Origin of the sequence: Streptomyces calvus, assembly GCF_006782915.1 — a bacterium.
In the GTDB taxonomy this organism is placed as follows: Bacteria; Actinomycetota; Actinomycetes; order Streptomycetales; family Streptomycetaceae; genus Streptomyces; species Streptomyces calvus.
This window is the reverse complement of sequence record NZ_VCNP01000010.1, coordinates 256713-278821: the sequence shown is the minus strand read 5'-3', so window position 1 is coordinate 278821 and position 22109 is coordinate 256713. Positions and strand designations below refer to the sequence as shown.

The following is a 22109-nucleotide window of genomic DNA, read 5'->3' as shown; positions in this document are numbered from 1 at the left end:
CCCGGCCGGGGTCTGAGCTGATGACGTCACGTCCTTCCGCGCACCGAAAGGCAGGAACCCGCCATGGGCAAGCTCGTCGTCACCTCGTTCGTCACTCTCGACGGCGTCTACCAGGCGCCCGGCGGTCCCCAGGAGGACACCAGGGACGGCTTCGACCAGGGAGGCTGGAGCGTCCCGTACGGGGACGAGGACTTCGGCCGCTTCGTCGACGAGGTCTTCTCCCGGGTGGGGGCCTTCCTCCTCGGCCGCCGCACCTACGACATCTTCGCCTCGTACTGGCCGAAGATGACCGACCCCGCCGACCCGGTCGCCGGCAAGCTGAACTCCCTGCCGAAGTACGTCGCCTCCACCACCCTCACCGATCCCGGGTGGGCCGGCACCAGCGTGCTCGGCGGCGACCTCGCCAAGGAGGTCACCGCCCTGAAGGAACGCACCGACGGCGAGCTGCAGGTGCACGGCAGCGGCGCACTCGCCCGCTTCCTGTTCGCGCACGACCTGGTGGACACCCTCCACCTGCTGACCTTCCCGGTCGTCCTCGGCGCCGGCCGCCGGCTGTTCCCGGAGGGCTCGGTGCCCACCGCGTTCCGGCACGCGGGCGGCCGGATCACCGGCGCGGGCGTCTCCATCCAGACGTACGACTTCGGCGGCCGCCCCGAGTACGGCACGTACGACCTGCCGGAGGACGCCTGACCGCGGCCGGCGCGGTCGGCAACCGCCGCCCGGACGGGGGTCGGGCGGCAGGTTACGTCCCGGAAAACTCATCGGACCCGACCGAAAAATCCATGTACTTGTCATTGACATGCCAGTGTCTACGCGCGTCATCATGGAGCCATGCGATTCCCCCCACGCGCCGCTCGGACCGGCGCCGCAGCCGTCATCCTGTCCACCCTGCTGCTGGGCGGCACGGTCTCCGCGACCGCCGCCCACGCCGCCCAGCCCGCCGCCGTCCAGGCCGCCTCCTCCGTCCAGGCCGTCGGCGACATCTGCTACACCGACCTGCCCGCCGAGGCGCACGACACGCTCGACCTGATCGAGCAGGGCGGCCCCTACCCGTTCGAGCAGGACGGCACCGTCTTCCAGAACCGGGAAGGCCTGCTGCCCGGTCAGTCCAGCGGCTACTACCACGAGTACACGGTGATCACGCCGGGCTCGGACGACCGCGGTGCCCGCCGCATCGTCACCGGTGAGCAGTACCAGGAGGACTACTACACGGCGGACCACTACGCCTCGTTCGACCTGGTCGACTACGGCTGCTGAGAACCCGCCCCGGGGCACGGCCGGAAGTCCGGAAGGGGATCATCCGGACTTCCGGCTCTCGGCGGCGGCGAACAGGGCCACGCCCAGCACGAGCAGGGCGAGGCTCCCGTACAGCTCGTAGCCGTCGAGAAGGCCGATCCGCCGCACGAGGCCCCCGTTCCAGTCGGAGAACTCGCCGACCAGGCCCATGATCCCCTGCACCACGGCGAGGAACCCCAGTAACTCCAGCAATTGCTTCATGGCACAGACTCTCGCCCCGCGGACCCCCCACCCACATCGGCCGCGGGGCGAGCCCGGCCCGACCGAAGACGGCGATCCGCGGCCTCCCGCGCGCCGAAAGTCTGCGGTCGTGCTACTTGGGTAGCGCATTCCGTCACGACCCGGCCGTCCGGGCCGGCGCTGCGTAGATTTGCCGACCGTGACTGGTGACAAGGCGCCGCGCGGCGCCGCGGAGTTCACGGAACGACGGTGGTTCTTCCCGTCCGCCCTCCTCCACGAACTCGCCCCCGACGAAGCCCGCACCGGACGCCGGCCCCGGCGCACCGTGCGCGACTGGCTCGTCGACTTCTCCTGCTTCCTGCTGGCCACCGGGGTGGGCCTGCTCGGCGCCGACGCGCTCAGCGCCAACCCCCGCGTCCCCGAGTCGCTGGCCGCCGCCGACCAGGTGCTGGGCGCGCTGTCCTGCGCCGCGATCTGGCTGCGCCGGCGGTGGCCGTTCCACCTGGCCGCCGCGATGGTCCCGGTGGGCTTCGTCTCGGAAACCTCCGGCGGCGTCGCCGTGATCGCCCTGTTCACGCTCGCCGTGCACCGGCCCTTCCGGTACGTCGCCTGGATCGGCGGCGCCCAACTCGTCCTCGTACCGCTCTACTTCTGGTGGCGGCCCGACCCCGACCTGGCGTACCTGCCCTCGGTCGTCCTCTTCGTGGTGCTCACGGCCGCCGTCGTCGGCTGGGGCATGTTCGTCCGGTCCAAACGGCAGTTGATGCTGAGCCTGCGGGACCGGGCCCGGCGCGCCGAGACGGAGGCGCGGCTGCGGGCCGAGCAGGCGCAACGGCTCGCCCGCGAGGCCATCGCCCGGGAGATGCACGACGTGCTGGCACACCGGCTGACCCTGCTCAGCGTGCACGCCGGCGCCCTGGAGTTCCGGCCGGACGCCCCGCGCGAGGAGATCGCCCGGGCGGCCGGCGTCATCCGGGAGAGCGCGCACGAGGCGCTGCAGGACCTGCGCGAGATCATCGGTGTGCTGCGGGCCGGGGACGGCGACGACACGGGCCGGCCGCAGCCGACGCTGTCGGCGCTCGGCACACTGGTCGCCGAGTCCCGGCAGGCCGGCATGAAGGTGATCCTGGACCACCGGGTCACCGGCCCCGCCGACGTCCCCGCCTCCGTGGGCCGCACCGCCTACCGGATCGTCCAGGAGGGCCTGACCAACGCCCGCAAGCACGCCCCCGGCACCGAGGTCACCGTGACCGTCACCGGCGGCCCGGGGCAGGACCTCACCGTGACCGTGCGCAATCCCGCTCCGGAGGGGGACGTACCGGATGTTCCCGGGGCCGGACAGGGGCTGATCGGGCTCGCCGAACGGGCGACCCTCGCGGGCGGCACCCTGGAGCACGAGCCCACCGCCGACGGCGGGTTCGAGGTACGGGCACGGCTGCCGTGGCGCTGAACCGGCCCCGGGGCGGCCGGCGGGCGGCGCGGACCGGCCCGGCCGTGATTACGTACCGCCCATGACTGCCATCCGAGTGCTCCTCGTCGACGACGACCCGCTGGTGCGGGCCGGGTTGTCCTTCATGCTGGGAGGCGCCGACGACATCGAGATCGTCGGCGAGGCCGCCGACGGCGGCGAGGTCGCGGACCTCGTCGACCGCACCCGCCCCGACGTGGTCCTCATGGACATCCGGATGCCGGCGGTGGACGGCCTCACCGCGACCGAGGCGCTGCGCCGCCGCGAGGACGCGCCGCAGGTGGTGGTGCTCACCACCTTCCACGCCGACGAGCAGGTGCTGCGGGCGCTGCGCGCGGGAGCCGCCGGCTTCGTCCTCAAGGACACCCCGCCCGCCGAGATCGTCACCGCGGTGCGCCGGGTCGCGGCCGGCGACCCGGTCCTCTCGCCCGCCGTCACCCGGCAGTTGATGGCCCACGCGGCCGGCTCCTCCGCCGACGCGCGGCGCACCCGCGCACGCGAGCGGATCGCCGGACTCAACGACCGCGAACGCGAGGTCGCCGTCGCCGTCGGCCGCGGCCTGGCCAACGCCGAGATCGCCGCCGGGCTCTACATGAGCGTGGCCACGGTCAAGACCCACGTGTCCCGCATCCTGGCCAGGCTCGGCCTCAACAACCGGGTGCAGATCGCCCTGCTCGCCCACGACGCCGGCCTGTTGGAGGACACCGACAGCTAGGGTCTGTCGTTTGGATCATCCCGGGGTCGCGGGGTCCGGCACGCGCATCTGCGGCGTTGTCGTCGGTTGCCAACGCTCCGCGTTGTCGCCCTCCTCCGCCTTGCAGCTGCACGCACCGGACCCCGCTCGGGCCGGTCGATAGAACACCGCACCTCACAGCCGCGCTGATCCGAACGACAGACCCTAGGTCCGCAACAGCCGCAAGGAGCGCCGGCGTCCCGTCTCAGGTGAACGCCGCCGTCGCCCCGCCCACCAGCTCCGCCGGCCGGACGGGTCTGCGCTCGCGGCGGGACCGTTCGCACGCCTCCGCGATCAGCAGCGCCTGGAGGGCCTCGCGCCCGTCGCAGGGGTTGGCCCGCTCGCCCCGCACCACCTCGACGAACGCGATCAGCTCCGCCTCGTACGCGGGCGCGAACCGCTCCAGGAACCCGGTCCACGGCTTGTCCGCGGCCGGCGGGCCGCTCGGCTCGGTGGATGCGATCGGCGTACGGTCGTCGAGGCCGACGACGATCTGGTCGCGCTCCCCGGCGAGTTCCATGCGCACGTCGTAACCCGCGCCGTTCATCCGGGTCGCGGTCACCGTGGCCAGGGTGCCGTCGTCGAGGGTGAGCAGCGCCGCGCCGGTGTCCACGTCGCCCGCCTCCCGGAACATCGGCGGCCCGGCGTCGGAGCCCGCGGCGTAGACGTCCACGACCTCGCGGCCGGTCACCCAGCGCAGGATGTCGAAGTCGTGGATCAGGGTGTCCCGGTACAGCCCGCCGGACAGCGGCAGATAGCCGGCGGGCGGCGGCTCGGCGTCACTGCTCGTCGCCCGTACGGTGTGCAGCCGTCCGAGCCGCCCGGAGCGCACGGCCTCGCGCGCGCCGGTGTAGCCGGCGTCGAACCGGCGCTGGAACCCCATCTGCAGGACCGTGCCTGCGGTCTCGACCTCCGTGATCGCCTGTAACGTGCCCGGCAGGTCCAGGGCGATGGGCTTCTCGCAGAACACGGGCAGCCCTGCACGGGCCGCCCGGCCGATCAGGTCGGCGTGTGCGGAGGTGGCCGTCGTGATCACCACGGCGTCCACCCCCCAGGTGTAGATCTCGTCCACCCCGGGCGCCGCCGTCTCACCGAGCCGGTGGGCGAGGGCCTGGGCCCGCGCCGGCTCCACGTCCGTGAGGATCAGGGAGCCGACGTCGCGGTGCCTGCTGAGTGTGTGGGCGTGAATGGTGCCGAGACGGCCCGTACCGATGACCCCGATGCGCATGGAATCAAAGTGGAGCCCGCGCCGCTCCCTGTCAATCCGTATGTCCGGACAATCGAACTACACAACTTCCCGTCAACAGCGTGCGGAGCTACGCTCGGGCCGTGCCGAAACCAGAAGTGGACCCGACCGTGCAGCTGGACCTGAGCGTGGACCGCGGCTCTCCCGTGCCGTTGTACTTCCAGCTGTCCCAGCAGCTGGAGGCCGCCATCGAGCGCGGCGCGCTGACGCCGGGCACGCTGCTGGGCAACGAGATCGAACTCGCCGGGCGGCTCGGCCTGTCCCGGCCGACCGTGCGCCAGGCCATCCAGTCCCTCGTCGACAAGGGACTCCTGGTGCGCCGCCGCGGCGTCGGCACCCAGGTCGTGCACAGCCAGGTCAAGCGCCCGCTGGAACTCAGCAGCCTCTACGACGACCTGGAGGCGGCCGGGCAGCGACCCGGCACCAAGGTGCTGGTCAACACCGTGGTCGCGGCGTCGGCCGAGGTCGCGGCGGCGCTCGGGGTGGCCGAGGACGGCGAGGTGCACCGCATCGAGCGGCTGCGGTTCACGCACGGCGAGCCGATGGCGTACCTGTGCAACTTCCTGCCGCCCGGCCTGCTCGACCTGGACACCGGGCAGCTGGAGGCCACCGGTCTGTACCGGCTGATGCGGGCCGCCGGGATCACCCTGCACAGCGCCCGCCAGACCATCGGCGCCCGCGCCGCCACCGCGGGCGAGGCCGAGCGGCTGGACGAGCAGACCGGCGCCCCGCTGCTCACCATGCAGCGCGTCACCTTCGACGACACCGGCCGCGCGGTGGAGTTCGGTACGCACACCTACCGGCCGTCCCGCTACTCCTTCGAGTTCCAGCTGCTCGTACGGCCCTGAGGAGCGGGCGGCGCTTCGTCGCAATGTCCGGACAATGTGACCGGCGGTCCGTCCCCGCGCGGAGCCGCCCGGTGCCCGTGTTCGAGAATGGGGCGTTTGGGGCTGGTGTGGTCATCAGCCCCATGCGCACGCAAGAGCACAGCAAGAAGGGCACGTCCTCGTGGCACGGTTTCGGACCTGGGTGGGCATCGCGGTGGCGGGGGCGCTGGGCCTCACGCTCGCCGCGTGCAGCAGTACCGGCGGCAAACGGGCGGAGGACGCCCGCGCGGGCGCGGCGGCCCAGGGCCGGGCGGCGGTGAACACCCCGCGCTGGACCTTCGCCATGATCACGCACGCGGGAGACGGCGACACCTTCTGGGACATCGTCCGCAACGGTGCCGAACAGGCCGCCGTGAAGGACAACATCCGCTTCCTGTACTCCCACGACGACGAGGCGCAGCAGCAGGCGCAGCTCGTCGACGCGGCCGTCGACAAGAAGGTCGACGGCATCATCGTCACCCTGGCCAAGCCGGACGCGATGAAGGCGTCGCTGGCCCGGGCCCGCGCGGCGGGCATCCCGGTGGTCACCGTGAACTCCGGTTCCGCCGAGTCGAAGGAGTTCGGCGCGCTCACCCACATCGGCCAGGACGAGTCGATCGCCGGCGAGGCCGTCGGCGAGGAGCTGAACACGCGGGGCCGCACGAAGGCCCTGTGCGTCCTGCACGAGCAGGGCAACGTCGGTCACGAGCAGCGCTGCGACGGCGTGGCCGGGACCTTCGACGGCACGCTCGTACGGCTGCACGTCAACGGCACGAGCATGCCCGACGTGCAGTCGGCGATCGAGGCCCGGCTCCAGTCCGACCCGGCCGTGGACGCCGTCGTCACGCTCGGCGCCCCCTACGCCGACACCGCGGTGCAGGCCCGCGAGGGCGCGGGCAGCGACGCCGAGGTCGACACCTTCGACCTCAACGCCAAGGTGGCCGCCGGCCTGAGGGACGGCAGCCTCGGCTTCGCCGTCGACCAGCAGCCGCACCTCCAGGGCTACGAGGCGGTCGACCTGCTGTGGCTGTACCGCTACAACGCCGACGTCCTGGGCGGCGGCCGGCCGGTGCTCACCGGGCCGCAGATCGTCACCGGCAAGGACGCCGCCGCGCTCGAGGCCTACACGAAGCGGGGCACCCGATGAGCACGACGACCGCCGAGGTGGACGAGGAGACGGTCTCCCGAAGCTCCGACACCTCTGATGAAAGGTTTCTGCGCGGTGCGGCGTCGCCGCTGCTGCGGCGACTGCTGAGCCGCCCCGAGCTCGGCTCCCTCGCCGGTGCCGTCGCCGTCTTCTGCTGCTTCGCCCTCGCCGCCGACAGCTTCCTGCGCGCCTCCAGCCTCGGCACGGTGCTCTACGCGTCCTCCACGATCGGCATCATGGCCGTCCCCGTCGCGCTGCTGATGATCGGCGGCGAGTTCGACCTGTCGGCCGGTGTCCTGGTCACCTCCTCGGCGCTGATGTCGTCGATGGTCAGCTACCAGATGACCGCCAACGTGTGGGTCGGCGTCGGCGTGTCCCTGCTCCTCACGCTCGCCCTCGGCGCCTTCAACGGCGTCGTCCTCGCCCGCACCCGGCTGCCGAGCTTCATCGTCACCCTCGGCACCTTCCTGATGCTGACCGGCCTCAACCTCGGCCTCACCAAACTGATCAGCGGCACCGTCTCCACCAAGACGATCGCCGACATGGAGGGCTTCGCCGGCGCACGAGCCCTGTTCGCCTCGTCGTTCACCGTCGGCGGCATGCAGATCAAGGTCACCGTCGTGTGGTGGCTCGCCCTGGTCGCCCTCGGCAGCTGGATCCTGCTGCGCACCCGCGCAGGCAACTGGATCTTCGCGGTCGGCGGCAACGAACACGCCGCCCGCGCGGTCGGCGTCCCGGTGACCGCTACCAGGACCGCCCTCTACATGGGCGTGGCCCTCGGCGCCTGGATCTGCGGCCAGCACCTGCTCTTCAGCTACGACGTCGTGCAGTCCGGCGAGGGCGTCGGCAACGAGCTGATCTACATCGTCGCGGCCGTCATCGGCGGCTGCCTGATCACCGGCGGGTACGGCAGCGCGGCCGGCTCGGCGGTCGGCGCGCTGCTGTTCGGCATGACCAGCAAGGGCATCGTCTTCGCCGAGTGGAACCCGGACTGGTTCACGTTCTTCCTCGGCGCGATGCTCCTCCTCGCCACCCTCCTCAACACCTGGGTACGCCGCCGCGCGGAGGCCACGGCATGACACGCACCGACCCCCGCACACCGCTCGTGGAACTGTCCGGCGTCGGCAAGCACTACGGCCGGGTCCGCGCCCTGGACGGCGTGTCCCTGGAAGTGCACGCCGGTGAGATCACCTGCGTGCTCGGCGACAACGGCGCCGGCAAGTCCACCCTGATCAAGATCATCGCGGGGCTGCACGGCCACGACGGCGGCACCCTCGCCCTCGACGGCGAGGAAACCCGCCTGACCTCCCCGCGCGACGCGCTCGACCGCGGCATCGCCACCGTCCACCAGGACCTCGCCGTCGTCCCGCTCATGCCGGTGTGGCGGAACTTCTTCCTCGGCTCCGAGCCGCGCAAGGGCATCGTCCCCTTCCGGCGCATGGACGTCGACCACATGCGCCGCACCACCCGGACGGAACTGCTCCGCATGGGCATCGACCTGCGCGACGTCGACCAGCCCATCGGCACGCTCTCCGGCGGCGAACGCCAGTGCGTGGCGATCGCCCGCGCCGTGCACTTCGGCGCGAAGGTCCTGGTGCTGGACGAGCCGACGGCCGCGCTCGGCGTCAAACAGTCGGGCGTCGTCCTGAGGTATGTGTCGGCGGCACGTGAGCAGGGCCTGGGCGTCGTTTTGATCACACACAACCCGCATCACGCGTATCTGGTGGGTGACCGATTCGTCCTGCTGAAGCGGGGCACCATGGTCGGCAACCACCGACGGGACGGGATCACGCTGGAGGAGCTGACACGGCAGATGGCGGGCGGCAACGAGCTCGACGACCTGCGCCACGAGCTGCAACGCCGCCAGGGGAACGGGGGAGAAGGCGAACCGCCCCGACCGACCGGAACCCGGCCATGATCCGCACCACCCCCCACCCGCCCCGCACCACGATCGGGGCACGGGTGCGGCAGAATCGCACACGATGAGCACCTACCGCGACTTCACCGCCCCCATCGGCTCCCGCCGTGCCACGGTCCTGAGAACCGTCGGCACCCGGGAGCGCCGCTCGCACCTGACGGCGCCCCGGGTCCCGACGGTGGGCATCGACATCGGCGGCACCAAGGTCATGGCGGGCGTCGTCGACGCCGACGGCAACATCCTGGAGCGGCTCCGCACGGAGACGCCGGACAAGTCCAAGAGCCCGAAGGTGGTCGAGGACACCATCGTCGAACTGGTGCTGGACCTGTCCGACCGGCACGACGTGCACGCCGTCGGCATCGGCGCGGCCGGCTGGGTCGACGCCGACCGCAACCGCGTGCTGTTCGCCCCCCACCTGTCCTGGCGCAACGAACCCCTGCGCGACCGCATCGCGGGCCGCCTCGCGGTCCCCGTCCTGGTGGACAACGACGCCAACACCGCCGCCTGGGCCGAGTGGCGCTTCGGCGCCGGCCGCGGCGAGGACCACCTCGTCATGATCACGCTCGGTACCGGCATCGGCGGCGCGATCCTGGAGGACGGCCAGGTCAAGCGCGGCAAGTACGGCGTCGCCGGCGAGTTCGGGCACATGCAGGTCGTCCCCGGCGGCCACCGCTGCCCGTGCGGCAACCGCGGCTGCTGGGAGCAGTACAGCTCCGGCAACGCACTGGTCCGCGAGGCGCGCGAACTGGCCGCCGCCGACTCACCGGTCGCCTACGGGATCATCGAGCACGTCAAGGGCAACATCGCCGACATCAGCGGCCCGATGATCACCGAGCTGGCCCGCGAGGGCGACGCCATGTGCATCGAATTGCTCCAGGACATCGGGCAGTGGCTCGGCGTCGGCATCGCCAACCTCGCCGCCGCCCTCGACCCGTCCTGCTTCGTCATCGGCGGCGGCGTCTCGGCCGCCGACGACCTGCTCATCGGCCCCGCCCGGGACGCCTTCAAGCGCCACCTCACCGGCCGCGGCTACCGCCCCGAGGCCCGTATCGTCCGCGCCCAGCTCGGCCCCGAGGCCGGCATGGTCGGCGCCGCCGACCTCGCCCGGCTGGTCGCCCGCCGCTTCCGCCGCGCCAAGCGCCGCCGGGTCGAGCGGTACGAACGCTACGAGCGGTACGCGGAGGCCCGTCGCACCACTCAGGAGTCGCTGTGACCGCGGAGTTCCCCCAGCAGGCAGGCGTCCCGGAGGCACCGCACCCGGCCGAGGACCGCCGGCACATGATCCGCCGCCGGGCCCTCACCCTGCTGATCATCGTGCTGCTCATCGGCATCCCGGCCGGCTATCTGGTGATCTCCGCGGGCCAGAGCCGGGCCAGCGGCAAGGACAAGGAGGCCAGGTACTCCGCGACCGGCCTGACCGAGGGCTGGCCGTCCAAGCTCCAGCGCCGCCTCTACCAGGTGCCCATCCCCAACCCGGCCTGGTGGGTGGCCAGTTACGAGACCAACAACTGGAAGACCAGCCGCCTGTACGTCGAGTTCGAGACGACGGACGCGGGCCTGAGCGCCTTCCTCACCGCCATGGGCGTCCAGCAGAGCGATCTCGAGCGGGACGACATCACGATCAGCGACCGCGACCGGGACGTCACCGGCTGGACCTTCGACGGTCCCGGCACCTGGTCGGGCCTCGTCCACGAGCAGGAGAACCCGGCGCCCACGCACGACGTCGTCGTCAACCACGACAAGCCGGGCTACCCGAGGGTGTACGTCGTCTCCCGCACCGTGCCCTGAGCCTCCGGCGGGGTGGTCGGAGGCTTGGGGTGGTGTGTGCCCGCGTCTCCGGCGGCTCGGGCGGCGTGGTCGGGTCTCCGGTCGTGTGCCTGCGTTTCCGGCGGGGTGGTCGGAGGCTCAGGGCGGTGTCTGCCTGTGTCTGCGGCGGCTTGGGCGGCGTCGTGGGGTCTCCGGTCGTGTGCCTGCGTTTCCGGCGGGGTGCGTGGAGGCTCGGGGTGGTGTGTGCCCGCGTCTTCGGCGGCTCGGGTGGCGTGGTGGGGTCTCCGGTCGTGTGCCTGCGTTTCCGGCCCGGTGCGCGGAGGCTCCGGGTGGTGTGTGCCCGTGTCTGCGCCGGCGGGGCCTTGAGGCCTCTGCGCGGGCGCGGACCGGGCGCGTCGTGCCGTGAGCCGCGGCGCTGCGCGCACCGCGCCGTCGGCCCGCGTGCCGTGCCGGGCCGGCCGCCGGGGCCGGATGTCAGACCCCGCCCGTAGAGTCGAAGACGACTGATCCGACACGCGGGCGGGAGGTGACCAGACGTATGAGTGAGCGGACCGTGACGGCCGGCCGGGAGACCACCGGAGGCGACGGCGCGGGCGGGGCGGAGGTCCCCGTCCGGCTCGCCGCCGTCTTCCTGCCCGCGCCCCTCCCGCGCGAGGGCAGGATCGCCTTCTACGACCCCGAGCCGGGCCCGGACGGGACGACCGGTGCCGGCACGCCCGGCAAAGGCCCGCTGGGCCCCGAACCGCTGGACACCGCGCCGCTCACCGACGGCCCGCTCGCCGAGGGCCCGCTCGCCGAGGGCCCGCCCGGTGACGACCCGCTCGCCGGCGACCCGCTCGACCACGGGCTGCTCGATCATGGTGGGCCGGAGGTCGGTGGGGCGGGCGGCACGGGGGCGGTCCGGCGCACCGAACTCACCGTCGTCCGGCCGCACGGCAGCGGGGTCCGGCGGCGGACGGTACCGGCCTTCTCCCTCCCCGTCGACGAGGCGCTGCCGCTGCTGGTCCGCGCCCGGCACGACCCCGCGGCCCACCCCGCCACCGCCTGCTGGGGCGCCGCCGCCCTGCACGCCCTGCGGCTCACCGCCCGCGGCCGGCTGCTGCCCGGCCTGACCGCCACCGGACACGACGCCTGGCGGGCCGGCCCGCTCGACCGGGACGACGTGGCGCACCTGCGCGCGGTGGCCGCCGCCCTGCCCCACGAGGGCCACGCCGTGCCGCTGCCCGGCCCCGGCCCGCTCCGCCTGCCCCGGCCGGAGGCGCTGGTGCGCGCCTTCCTGGACGCGGTCGCCGACACCCTGCCCCGCACACCGGCCGCGCCGTACGCCTCCGGACTGCCGTTCGCCGCGCGGAAGGCGCAGCGGCTGCCCGACGCCCACGACTGGGCCGCCGAGGTCGCCGCCGGCATGGACGCCGGGGTACGGATCTCGCTCCGCCTGGACCTGTCCGCGTACGACCTGTTCGACGCCGGCGCGGCCCCCGGCGGCGGGCGCGGCGCCGCGCGGGGTGCGGGCGCGGCGATCGTGCAGGTGCACAGCCTCGCCGACCCGACCCTGGTGGCCGACGCGGCGGCGCTGTGGGCGGGCGACGCGGACGGCGACTTCGGTCCCCGCGCACGGGTGGACGCGGCGCTCGCGGTGCGCCGCGCGGCCCGCGTCTGGCCACCTCTGGACCGGCTCTGCGACCAGGACGTGCCCGATGTGCTGGCACTGTCCGAGGACGAGCTGAGCGATCTGCTCGGCGTGGCGGCGACCCGGCTCGCCGCGGCGGGTGTCGCGGTGCACTGGCCCCGTGACCTCGCCCAGGACCTCACCGCCACGGCGGTGGTCCGACCCGCGCCCGGTTCCGCGACCGACGGCACCGGCTTCTTCGAGAGCGAGGACCTGCTGCGGTTCGGCTGGCAGCTCGCCCTCCGCGGCGACCCGCTCACCGAGGCGGAGATGGACGCGCTCGCCGAGGCCCACCGGCCGGTGGTGCGGCTGCGCGACCAGTGGGTGCTGGTCGACCCGGCGCTGGTGCGCAAGGCCCGCAAACGGGACCTGGGCCTGCTCGACCCGGTCGACGCGCTGTCCGTCGCCCTCACCGGCACCGCCGAGGTCGACGGCGAGACGGTCGAGGCGGTCCCCGCCGGCGCCCTCGCCGCCCTCCGCGACCGCCTGATCACCGGCGTCGTGCCCGCGGAACCGCCGCCCGGCCTCGACGCGACCCTGCGCGACTACCAACTCCGGGGCCTGGCCTGGCTCGACCTCATGACGTCACTCGGCCTCGGCGGCTGCCTCGCCGACGACATGGGCCTCGGCAAGACGATCACCCTGATCGCGCTGCACCTCAAACGCGCCCGCAGCGAGCCCACGCTGGTCGTCTGCCCGGCCTCGCTGCTCGGCAACTGGCAGCGGGAGATCACCCGGTTCGCGCCCGGCGTCCCGGTGCGCCGCTTCCACGGCCCCGACCGCAGCCTGGACGACCTGGACGGCGGCTTCGTCCTCACCACCTACGGCACCATGCGCTCCGCCGCGCCCGCGCTGGCCGAACGCCCCTGGGGCATGGTCGTCGCCGACGAGGCACAGCACGTCAAGAACCCCCACTCCGCGACCGCGAAAGCCCTGCGCACCATCCCGGCGCCCGCGCGCGTGGCCCTCACCGGCACACCGGTGGAGAACAACCTCTCCGAGCTGTGGGCCCTGCTCGACTGGACGACGCCCGGACTGCTCGGCCCGCTGAAGTCCTTCCGCGCCCGGCACGCGCGCGCGGTGGAGACCGGCGAGGACGAGGAGGCGGCCGAGCGCCTGGCCCGACTCGTCCGCCCCTTCCTGCTGCGGCGCAAGAAGTCCGACCCCGGCATCGTGCCCGAACTCCCGCCCAAGACCGAGACGGACCACCCGGTACCGCTCACCCGCGAACAGGCCGCGCTGTACGAGGCGGTGGTGCGTGAGTCGATGGCCGCCATCGAGACGGCGCAGGGGATGGGCCGGCGCGGTCTGGTGCTGAAACTGCTGACCTCTCTGAAGCAGATCTGCGACCATCCCGCGCTGTTCCTGAAGGAGGAGGCCGCACGGGCCGGAGGCGACCGGCTCGCCGCCCGTTCCGGCAAACTCGCCCTGCTGGACGAGCTGTTGGACACGCTGCTCGCCGAGGACGGTTCGGCCCTGGTGTTCACGCAGTACGTCGGGATGGCTCGGCTGATCACCGCGCACCTCGCCGGACGCGCCGTCCCGGTCGACCTCCTCCACGGCGGTACGCCGGTGCCGGAGCGGGAGCGCATGGTGGACCGCTTCCAGAGCGGGGCCACCCCGGTGCTCGTGCTGTCCCTGAAGGCCGCCGGCACCGGACTCAACCTCACCCGCGCGGGCCATGTCGTCCACTTCGACCGCTGGTGGAATCCCGCGGTCGAGGAGCAGGCCACCGACCGCGCCTACCGCATCGGCCAGACCCAGCCGGTGCAGGTCCACCGTCTGGTCACCGAGGGCACGGTCGAGGACCGCATCGCGGAGATGCTGGAGTCCAAGCGCGCCCTCGCCGACGCGATCCTCGGCTCCGGCGAGTCGGCCCTCACGGAGCTCTCCGACCGTGAGCTGTCCGACCTGGTGTCCCTGCGGAGGCCGGCATGACACCCCGCCCGTCCGACGAGGCCCGGGAGGCGCTGCGCGCGGCGCGCGAGCGGGCGCGCCGCGGACCGGTGCCGTCCGGCACACCCGATCACCCGCACACCGGTGCGGAGCCCTCCGAGAACCGGGCGTCGGACCAGCCGGCCGCCGGGGCGGAGACGACCCCGGGCCGGACGTCTGACCAGCCCGCCTCCTCGGGCCAGTCGGCCACCGCTCCGGCGCCCCGTCCGGCCGACGAGCCCCGTCCGGCCGACGAGTCCCGTCCGGCCGACGAGTCCCGTCCTGCTCGTCGGCCCGGTGACATCGCGCGGGAGGCGTTGCGGTCGGCGCGTGCGGAGGCGCTGCGCGCCCGCGCCGAGGCGGACGACCGGCCGCCCCGTACGCGGCCCGCGGCACCCGCTCCCCGCCTCCCGCGCACCACCCGCGGCGACCGTGCGGCCGACGACCGGGCGCGTGCGGTCCGCGCGGCCCTCGCCGACGCCTTCCGCATGCCCGACGCGGCGGACGACCCGCAACGGGACCCGGCCCCCGCCGACCGCCCACGGCGCACGGCGACTTCACGCACCACGACACCCCAGGCACCCACGCCGCCCGACACCCGCCCAGGCCGAGGAACTTCAGGCCCTCCGGCACCCCACACCCCGGCTCCGGATCCGGCCGCCCCCCGCGACCTCTCCGGCCCCGCCCACCGCGACCCCGCCCACACCCCGCGCGACGGCGTCCGCGACTCCACGCCCGACCCCGGCGACCCCGCCCACTCCCAGGCCTCCCTCGAGCCCGCCCACGCTCCCGCGCCCATGCCGCACGCGCCCCGTTCCATGGCCGCGCCCGGCCGGGACGGGGACCACCGGCGTACCTTCCCCGCGTTTCCGCCCCGCCCCTCGGACGGTGAAGGGTTCGCCGAGACCTGGTGGGGGAGGGCGTGGGTCACCGCGCTGGAGGACGGGGCGCTGGATGCCGCCCGCCTGGCCCGCGGCCGCGGCTACGCCGAGCAGGGCCACGTCGACGCCATCACCGTCACGCCGGGGCTCGTTCTCGCCTACGTACGGGGCAGTCGCCCGCGGCCGTACCGCGTGCAGGTGCGGCTGCGGACGTTCGGGGACGCCGACTGGGAGCGGTTCCTGGACGCCGCCGCCGAACGGCCCGGCCACATCGCGGCCCTGCTGGACAAGGAGATGCCCCAGTCCCCCGCCGACTGCGGGGTCCCGCTGCTGCCCGGCCCCGGCGACCTCGACCCGCGCTGCAGCTGCCCCGACTCCGGTCACCCCTGCAAGCACGCCGCGGCCCTGTGCTACCAGACCGCCCGGCTGCTCGACGCCGACCCGTTCGTACTGCTCCTGCTGCGCGGACGCGGCGAACGCGAAGTGATCGACGCGCTGTCCCGGCTCAGCGCCGCCCGCGCGGCCCGCGCCGCCCGGGACAGGGACCCCGAGCCGCTGCCCGGCGTACGCGCCGCGGAGGTCCTCGCCCGGCGCGACCGCGTCCTGCCCCCGCTCCCGGCCCCACTGCCTCCGCCGCCGCACCCCGAACAGCCGCCCGTGTACCCCGCGTCCCCGGGTGGACCGGACCCGTTCGCGCTGGACCAGCTGGCCACCGACGCCGCCGCCCGTGCGCACGCCCTGCTGACCACCGGCCGCGACCCGGTGGGCGGGCTCACCCTGTGGCACGACGCGGTGCGCCTGGCCGCGGCCCGGCCCGGGTCCGGCCTGACCGCGGCGACACGCGCCCTGTACTCGTCCCTCGCCACCGCCGTCGGCCGCACCCCCGCCGAGCTGGCGCGGGCGGTCGCCGCCTGGCGCCAGGGCGGACGCACCGGCCTCGCCGTCCTGGAGGAGCCCTGGGACCCGCCGGCCGGCCGTTTCGACCGCGCCCGTCCCCTCCTCCTCGCCGCCGACCTCCCCGCCTTCCGTCCCTGGCGCAACCGCCTCACCCATCCCCGCGGTCACGTGCAGCTCCGCCTCGGCCGCGACAACCTGTGGTACGCCTACGAGTCCGAGCCGGGCCACGACGACTGGTGGCCCCGCGGCACCCCGGACCCCGACCCGGTGGGCGCCCTCACCGGCCTGGACACACCGGACGACCTGTGAGGGACGGCGGCGGAGCCGCAGGTGACGTCGTAGGGCGGTGCGCCGCGCGGTGCCGCGCCCCGCACCGCACCGGGGACGTGGCACCGCGCGGGACGGCGTCAGTTGCAGGAGCCGACGGTGAGGTAGTTGTCGACGACGGCCGTGCCGCCGATCTCCATGTAGGAGTACGCCTTTCCGCAGTAGCCGCGCTTCTGGTACACGGGCCCGGCGTAGGAGCGGTACGCACCGAAGTCCTCGACGTCGGCCGTGGAGGTGTAGTTGTCCTTCAGGCGGATGCCCATGTAGCGGGTGTAGCCGGTGTCGTTGAAGAAGACGGCACAGATCGGCTTGTCGTAGTACGAGTCGCCGGTGGTGGTGCCGTTGGTCCAGGTGTAGGTGGTGCCGTAGGTGCCGTAGCGGGCGGCGCCGGTGGAGATGGTGTAGCCCGAACCGCACACATTGGCGGTGGCGGTGGCGACCCGGGCGTCGGACTCGATGATCCGCTTGGTCTCCGCCGTCGCCTGCCGTTCGACCTTGATGCCCTGGATCTCCACGATCCCGGCCGACCGGTCGGCCTTTGCGCCGGACAGGTCGGCCGCGGACGCGGCGGGTGCGACGAGCAGGGCGGTGAGCAGCACGGCGCAGGCACTGCCCAGGCGTATCGCGGTCTTCATTCGGTCCCCTTGCGTTGACGGCCGGGTCGCCCCGGCGCGGCGGGCGTTGACACCGGTGACGGCGCCCGAGGGGCGGGCCGTCCCGGGAGGATCCCGTCAGCCGTTGTCGGCCGGCGGGTCGGTGCTGGGAGGTGCGGGCAGTTCGCCGGCGCAGGTGGCGCGGCCGTAGGAGCCCGACGCGGTGGAGCTCTGGACGTGCTTGCCGCGGATGGCGAGGGCGCAACGGGCCTGCCCGCCCTCGGCGTCCAGGACGATGCCGACCGTGGGCGGCCGGCCCAGCGGCACCTGCACCGTCTTCTTCCAGGGCAGTTCGACGTTCTTCTCGACGGTCGCCGTGCCCTTCTCGCTGCGGCCGAGGTAGCTGACGTCGACGCTTCCCTCACCGGTGACCTCGTAGGTCACGGCGGCCGTCGGCACCTTCGGCTCGTCGTCGCCGGTTCCGTCCTCCGTGCCCAGGACGCCGTACAGGACGAGGCCCAGGCAGGCGACGAGCACCGCACCGGCCACGATGAAACCGGCCCGGTCGCCACGACCGCCCTTTTCGGTCGTTCCTCCGGCCGGGTCGGCCGAATCCTTTCCGGCGCCTTCGGTGCTTTCAGGGCTGACGGAGCCTGATGTTCTCGCTTCTTCTTCCGTGGTTTCGGCCATTGCTGTGGATGCGGCTTTCGTCGGGCGCGTGATTCTCGCGCGCCTTTCCGGCAAGGAACCGGGGGTTTATACCGCACGGCAGCACGCCTGGTCCACCGCCTGGACAAAGCGGGCAAAAATTCGATGTTTGAGGCGGTGGCCTTCCGAATTCTTCCGCAATACCCCTGTACCTGACGTCAGTTGACAGGACTCTCGACGGCTGACCGGACTGGCACAGCGCTGTTTCGGTGGATCGGCGAAGACGCCCGGTTCGGAAATGCCGACCGGTGGTTCGACGCGGGCAGGAGAATCACGTCCTGGAGATCGAATACTTCGAGTTCGGCGGTGCAGACGAATTCAGTGAATACCTCCAGCCGCGGGCGGCGGCACATCACAACAGATCGCGGGTGCTCCCACGCGGCGCGCCGGGACGACCGCCCTCCCACAGCGCACGGTGTGCCGGTGCCGGTGCCGGTGCCGGTGCCGGTGCCGCGCGGCCGTCCGGGCGCCCGGCGCCGGGTCAACCGTGGAACCGTCCGGTGCTGCGCAGCGCCCAGCGGCGTTCGGCGTACGCCAGGTCGTCCCGCCACAGACGCCCCGCGGTACGGCGCATCAGCGGGCGCAGCACGGGGGCGGCGGCCCGGGCGAGCGCGAAGCCCGGCCGGTCCGATACGGCGACCACAGCCTCGATCACGGCGGTGCGCGGACGGTCGTCGTCCGGACCGGTCAGCGGCGTCGCATGGGTCTCCACCACCGACGTGGCGCCCTCGCCGTCGGTGATCCGCATGACGACCGTGCGCGGCTCCGGCGCGGCGAACTCGGCCCGCACCGGCACCACCAGACGCCCGGCCACCCGGAAGGAGACGTCGACGACGAACACGTCGTCCTCCTCACCCCCCGGCTCCCGCACCACGGTCAGGTCGACGAACGAGTAAGGGTGGAACCACGATCCGTGCCACGGGTCGAGCCGGTTGGCCACCACGTCCTGCGGTTCGCACCGGCCCGTCGCCGTGAACACGGCGTCCACCCCGCTGCCCGCCGCCGGGCGCACGGGCACCACCGGCCGGGCGGTGGGCTCCTCGCCGCCGACTTCGTCCAGCCGCACCCACACCAGTACGCCGTCGTCGTGCACCGGGAACGGCTGCCAGCCGGCGAACGGCGAACCGTTCAGGGCCAGTCCGTGCCAGTGGCACACCAGGGTGCCGCACACCACCCGGCTGTCGCGCAGGGGAGCGCCCAGATGCGGACAGGCACCCGGACCCGCCCGCAGCTCACCGCCGTCCGAGCGCCACAGCACCACCTCCGCGCCGCCGACCGTCCTGCCGAACGGACGGCCTCCGGCGCGCACCTCCCGGGAGGCGCAGACCACGAACCAGTTGCCGGACGGGCGGGCGGACGCCCGCTTGAGCGCGTCGGCGATGAGCGCCGGCCGCGCCCGCTGCCACGTCGGCGTCTGCGCCGCCCAGCCGGGACCCCGACGGCGGCGCCGCAACGGCGGTGTCCAACGCCTCCCGCCCGCCCGGCCGCTCATCGCACCCCTCCCTTCCGCCCGACGACACACCCCGCCATCGCGCTCCACCCATCCACTCGCCCATCCACTCGGCCACCCACTCGGTCATCCACTCGGTCATCCACTCGCCCATGCGCACGGCAGCTCTTCGCACTGCGTCCACCCGTTCGGCCACGCGGCCACCCGCGGCTCATCGCGTTCCTCGCACCCGTTCGGCCACGCGGCCACCCGCGGCTCATCGCGTTCCTCCCACCCGCTCGGCCACGCGCCCGTGCGTCGCGCCCGTCCGCCGGCCGGTGCCCCCGGTGACGCGGGCGGCGGCCAGCTTGCCGCTGACGAGCACGGTCGGCACGCCGACGCCCGGAGTGGTCCCGCACCCCGCCAGCACCACGTTCTCCACGCCGCGCACGAGATTGCGCGGCCGGAACGGCCCCGTCTGGGCGAACGTGTGCGCGACCGAGAAGGGACTGCCCGCCGCATGGCCCTGTGCGGTCCAGTCGAGCGGTGTCACCAGCAGTTCCTCCCGCACACTGTCCGCGAAGCCGTCCAGGCCCCGGCGCTCCAGTTCGCCGACCAGGCGGTCGCGGTAACGGGGACCGAGGTCCCGCCAGGCCTCGGCCGAGGGCCCGACGGTGGTGTTCGGGCAGGGCGCGAGGACGTAGTGGAGGTGGCCGCCGGGCGGTGCCAGCGCGGGATCGTGCGCGGTCGGGCGGGTGATCAGCAGGGACGGGTCGCTCATCAGCTCTCCCGAACGCGTCAACTCGTCGAACGTGCGCTCCCACGCGGCGCCGAACGAGATCGTGTGGTGGGCGAGGTGGGACCAGGTGCGGTCCGTCCCCGCGTGCAGGACCACCGCGGACGGCGCGTGACGCAGACGTGCCGGACGCCGGGGCGTGCGGCCCAGCAGCCGGTAGGCGGCGGGCAGTTCACAGGTCAGCACCACCGCGTCGCACGGGATCCGCTCGCCGGACGCCAGGCGGACCGCTCGCACGCGGCCCGCCGAGCGTTCCAGCGTGCTCACCTCGGCCGACCAGCGCAGGTCGGCACCGGCGTCCGCCGCCGCGTCGGCCATCGCCCGCGGCAGCGCGTGCATGCCTCCCTTCGGGAACCAGACGCCGGCCACGGTGTCCATGTACGCGATCACCGCATAGGCCGCGAGCGCCCGCCCCGGCGCCACGCCCGCGTACAGGGCCTGGAAGGAGAAGACGCGGCGCAGCCGGTCGTCGGGGAGGAAGCGGCCGATCCGGCCGTCCAGCCGTCCGAAGCCGCCCAGCGCGGCCAGGCGCGCCAGATCCGGGTGCAGCAGCTGGACGGGCGAGTCGAAGTTCGTGTCGATGAAACGGCGCATCTGCGCCCGGTACAGACGCTCCAGCCACTGCCGCAGGGCGCGGTAACCGGCCGCGGCCACCGGTCCGGCGAACCGCCGCACCTCCGCCTCCATCGCCTCACCGTCGGAGTGCACGTCGAGCGAGGACCCGTCGGCGAAGCACGCCCGGTAGGCCGGGTGCAGCGGCATCAGCTCGACGCGGCGGCGCAGGCTGTCACCGACGGCCGCGAACGCCTCGTCGGCCAGGTGCGGCATGGTCAGCACCGTCGGGCCGGTGTCCACCTGGAACCCGCCGAGGTCCACGCGGCCGGCCCGGCCGCCCGGGCCCGCGTCCCGTTCCAGCACGGTGACGCGGCGTCCCGCGCCCAGCAGGTGCAGCGCGCAGGCCAGCCCGGACAGACCGGCACCGACCACGACGACATGGTCACTCGGCCCCGGCACCGTCCTCACGCGACCTCCTCCGCCCGCCGCGGCACCACGCCCGACGCCCGTTCGACCAGCGCGGCGAACTCGCGCCGCACGGCCGGGCGCGCGCCGCAGGACGCGAAGTGCCGCAGACTCGCCGCCGCCAGCTCGCCGATCTTCGTCTCCACCACCTCCACGGCGCCGGTGCGCCGCAGCGCCGCCCGGATCCGCTCCACGGCGTGGTCCTGGTGTTCCGGCGGCGGTTCCGCGTCAGCGGTCAGTACGGCGGCGGCGCGGTGGTCCCCGGCGGCGTCGGCGAGCCGGCGGGCGGTGGCCAGCAGGTAGGTGGGCTTGCGCGACCGCAGGTCGTCGTCGGCCGGTTTCCCGGTCAGCGCCGGATCGCCGAAGGCGCCGAGGAGGTCGTCGCGCAGTTGGAAGGCCAGCCCGGCGCACCGGCCCGCCGCCCGCAGCGCGTCCGTGGTGCGGTCGTCCGCCCCGGCCAGCGCCGCGCCCAGGGCGAGCGGACGGGCGACGGTGTACAGGGCGCTCTTCAGGGTGGCGATGTCCAGCGCCTCGTCGGCGCCGGACGTGCGGGCGGCCTGGGCGTGCAGGTCGCGGTACTGTCCGGCGACCATCTCGGTGCGCATCGCCCGCCACTCACGGTGCAGGCGCGGGCCGTGCGGCGTGCCGAGCGCCGTCTCCGTGAGCAGGTCGTCCGCCCACGCCAGCGCCAGGTCACCGGCGAGCACCGCGGCGGAGGTCCCGAACGACTCCGCGGAGCCGCGCATGCCGGAGGCCCGGTGGGCACGCGCCAGCTGGACGTGCAGGGCGGGAGCGCCCCTGCGCCGCAGGGATCCGTCCATCACGTCGTCGTGCACCAGGGCGCACGCCTGGAGCAGTTCGAGGGCGGCACCGGTACGCAGGACCGGGCCGGTGTCGCCCGAGCCGCCGGCCGCGCGCCAGCCGCAGAACGCGAACGCCGTACGCAGCCGTTTCCCGCCCCGCGCGACCAGCGCGGCCAGGCGCTCGGACAGGTCCCGGGCGGAGACGGGATCGACGGCCCGCGACTCGCGCAGCCGCGCCTGGACGATCTCCTCCAGGACGGCTCCGACGGCGCGTGCGGCGTCCGGAGCGGTGAGCGGGTCGTCGACGGGTCCGGCCGGTGCGGCCGCCGTCGGCGGCAGTCCAAGCATCGCAACCTCTTCTCGCTCTCGGTCATCCGCACCTCAGTGCGTCTGCCGGGTGCCCCGATACGGATGCGCGGATTCCTGCCCG

At 73.9% G+C, this 22109-nt stretch carries 19 protein-coding genes; 12 read left to right on the top strand and 7 right to left on the bottom strand.

All coding sequences use genetic code 11. The features are described from left to right. Positions 1-63 precede the first annotated feature (63 nt). Together FGW31_RS05500 and FGW31_RS05495 are read left to right on the top strand one after the other, a co-directional pair. The gene (locus tag FGW31_RS05500; RefSeq protein ID WP_142192192.1) at positions 64-690 is read left to right on the top strand and encodes a dihydrofolate reductase family protein; all 627 of its coding nucleotides are present in this window, start codon (positions 64-66) and stop codon (positions 688-690) included. Positions 691-831: 141 nt separating this feature from the next. After that, on the top strand, positions 832-1257 hold the full coding sequence (locus tag FGW31_RS05495) for a guanyl-specific ribonuclease (RefSeq protein ID WP_142192191.1): 426 nt from the start codon (positions 832-834) through the stop codon (positions 1255-1257). 39 nt (positions 1258-1296) lie between these two features. Here the strand turns inward: FGW31_RS05495 and FGW31_RS05490 are convergent, their stop codons facing one another. Then, a complete protein-coding gene (locus FGW31_RS05490; protein ID WP_142192190.1) occupies positions 1297-1497 on the bottom strand; it encodes a hypothetical protein in 201 nt (66 codons plus the stop codon). A gap of 178 nt (positions 1498-1675) precedes the next feature. Between FGW31_RS05490 and FGW31_RS05485 the strand changes: the two genes are divergently transcribed. Both FGW31_RS05485 and FGW31_RS05480 read left to right on the top strand, forming a co-directional pair. Next, complete coding sequence (locus FGW31_RS05485) at positions 1676-2926, top strand: sensor histidine kinase (RefSeq protein WP_142192189.1); 1251 nt, start codon at positions 1676-1678, stop codon at positions 2924-2926. Between the two features lie 61 nt (positions 2927-2987). Next, the gene (locus tag FGW31_RS05480; RefSeq protein WP_142192188.1) at positions 2988-3659 is read left to right on the top strand and encodes a response regulator transcription factor; all 672 of its coding nucleotides are present in this window, start codon (positions 2988-2990) and stop codon (positions 3657-3659) included. Positions 3660-3882: 223 nt separating this feature from the next. Here the strand turns inward: FGW31_RS05480 and FGW31_RS05470 are convergent, their stop codons facing one another. Continuing rightward, positions 3883-4905 carry a Gfo/Idh/MocA family protein gene (locus FGW31_RS05470; RefSeq protein ID WP_142192186.1) on the bottom strand — a complete coding sequence of 341 codons (1023 nt, stop codon included), beginning with the start codon at positions 4903-4905 and terminating at the stop codon, positions 3883-3885. A gap of 128 nt (positions 4906-5033) precedes the next feature. Between FGW31_RS05470 and FGW31_RS05465 the strand changes: the two genes are divergently transcribed. From FGW31_RS05465 to FGW31_RS05430, 8 genes are all read left to right on the top strand, one after another. Next, positions 5034-5771 carry a GntR family transcriptional regulator gene (locus tag FGW31_RS05465; RefSeq protein ID WP_182674533.1) on the top strand — a complete coding sequence of 246 codons (738 nt, stop codon included), beginning with the start codon at positions 5034-5036 and terminating at the stop codon, positions 5769-5771. 160 nt (positions 5772-5931) lie between these two features. Beyond that, entirely contained in the window at positions 5932-6936 is a 1005-nt protein-coding gene (locus FGW31_RS05460) for a sugar ABC transporter substrate-binding protein (RefSeq protein ID WP_142192185.1), read from the top strand. Further along, entirely contained in the window at positions 6933-8015 is a 1083-nt protein-coding gene (locus FGW31_RS05455) for an ABC transporter permease (RefSeq protein WP_142192184.1), read from the top strand. Before FGW31_RS05460 ends, FGW31_RS05455 begins: the two co-directional genes overlap by 4 nt. After that, the gene (locus FGW31_RS05450; protein ID WP_142192183.1) at positions 8012-8854 is read left to right on the top strand and encodes an ATP-binding cassette domain-containing protein; all 843 of its coding nucleotides are present in this window, start codon (positions 8012-8014) and stop codon (positions 8852-8854) included. Before FGW31_RS05455 ends, FGW31_RS05450 begins: the two co-directional genes overlap by 4 nt. Before the next feature lie 64 nt (positions 8855-8918). After that, positions 8919-10067 (top strand): ROK family glucokinase, encoded by a 1149-nt coding sequence (locus tag FGW31_RS05445; RefSeq protein ID WP_142192182.1) that lies wholly within the window; start codon positions 8919-8921, stop codon positions 10065-10067. Then, complete coding sequence (locus FGW31_RS05440; RefSeq protein WP_142192181.1) at positions 10064-10642, top strand: sugar kinase; 579 nt, start codon at positions 10064-10066, stop codon at positions 10640-10642. Before FGW31_RS05445 ends, FGW31_RS05440 begins: the two co-directional genes overlap by 4 nt. A gap of 517 nt (positions 10643-11159) precedes the next feature. After that, positions 11160-14228: a DEAD/DEAH box helicase gene (locus FGW31_RS05435; protein ID WP_233288523.1), complete on the top strand. Its 3069-nt coding sequence runs from the start codon at positions 11160-11162 to the stop codon at positions 14226-14228. After that, positions 14225-16312, top strand: coding sequence for an SWIM zinc finger family protein (locus FGW31_RS05430; RefSeq protein ID WP_142192180.1), 2088 nt, complete (start codon positions 14225-14227; stop codon positions 16310-16312). The genes FGW31_RS05435 and FGW31_RS05430 overlap by 4 nt, the downstream gene beginning before the upstream one ends. Positions 16313-16410: 98 nt before the next feature. Here the strand turns inward: FGW31_RS05430 and FGW31_RS05425 are convergent, their stop codons facing one another. The 5 genes from FGW31_RS05425 to FGW31_RS05405 form a co-directional block, all read right to left on the bottom strand. Beyond that, complete coding sequence (locus FGW31_RS05425; RefSeq protein WP_220510648.1) at positions 16411-16965, bottom strand: hypothetical protein; 555 nt, start codon at positions 16963-16965, stop codon at positions 16411-16413. A 96-nt stretch (positions 16966-17061) separates the two neighbouring features. After that, entirely contained in the window at positions 17062-17472 is a 411-nt protein-coding gene (locus FGW31_RS05420; protein WP_142192179.1) for a hypothetical protein, read from the bottom strand. Positions 17473-18112: 640 nt separating this feature from the next. After that, on the bottom strand, positions 18113-19123 hold the full coding sequence (locus FGW31_RS05415) for a DUF5914 domain-containing protein (RefSeq protein ID WP_142192178.1): 1011 nt from the start codon (positions 19121-19123) through the stop codon (positions 18113-18115). 214 nt (positions 19124-19337) lie between these two features. Further along, a complete protein-coding gene (locus FGW31_RS05410; protein WP_167530002.1) occupies positions 19338-20879 on the bottom strand; it encodes a phytoene desaturase in 1542 nt (513 codons plus the stop codon). After that, a complete protein-coding gene (locus FGW31_RS05405; RefSeq protein WP_142192177.1) occupies positions 20876-22027 on the bottom strand; it encodes a polyprenyl synthetase family protein in 1152 nt (383 codons plus the stop codon). Before FGW31_RS05405 ends, FGW31_RS05410 begins: the two co-directional genes overlap by 4 nt. Positions 22028-22109: the final 82 nt, after the last annotated feature.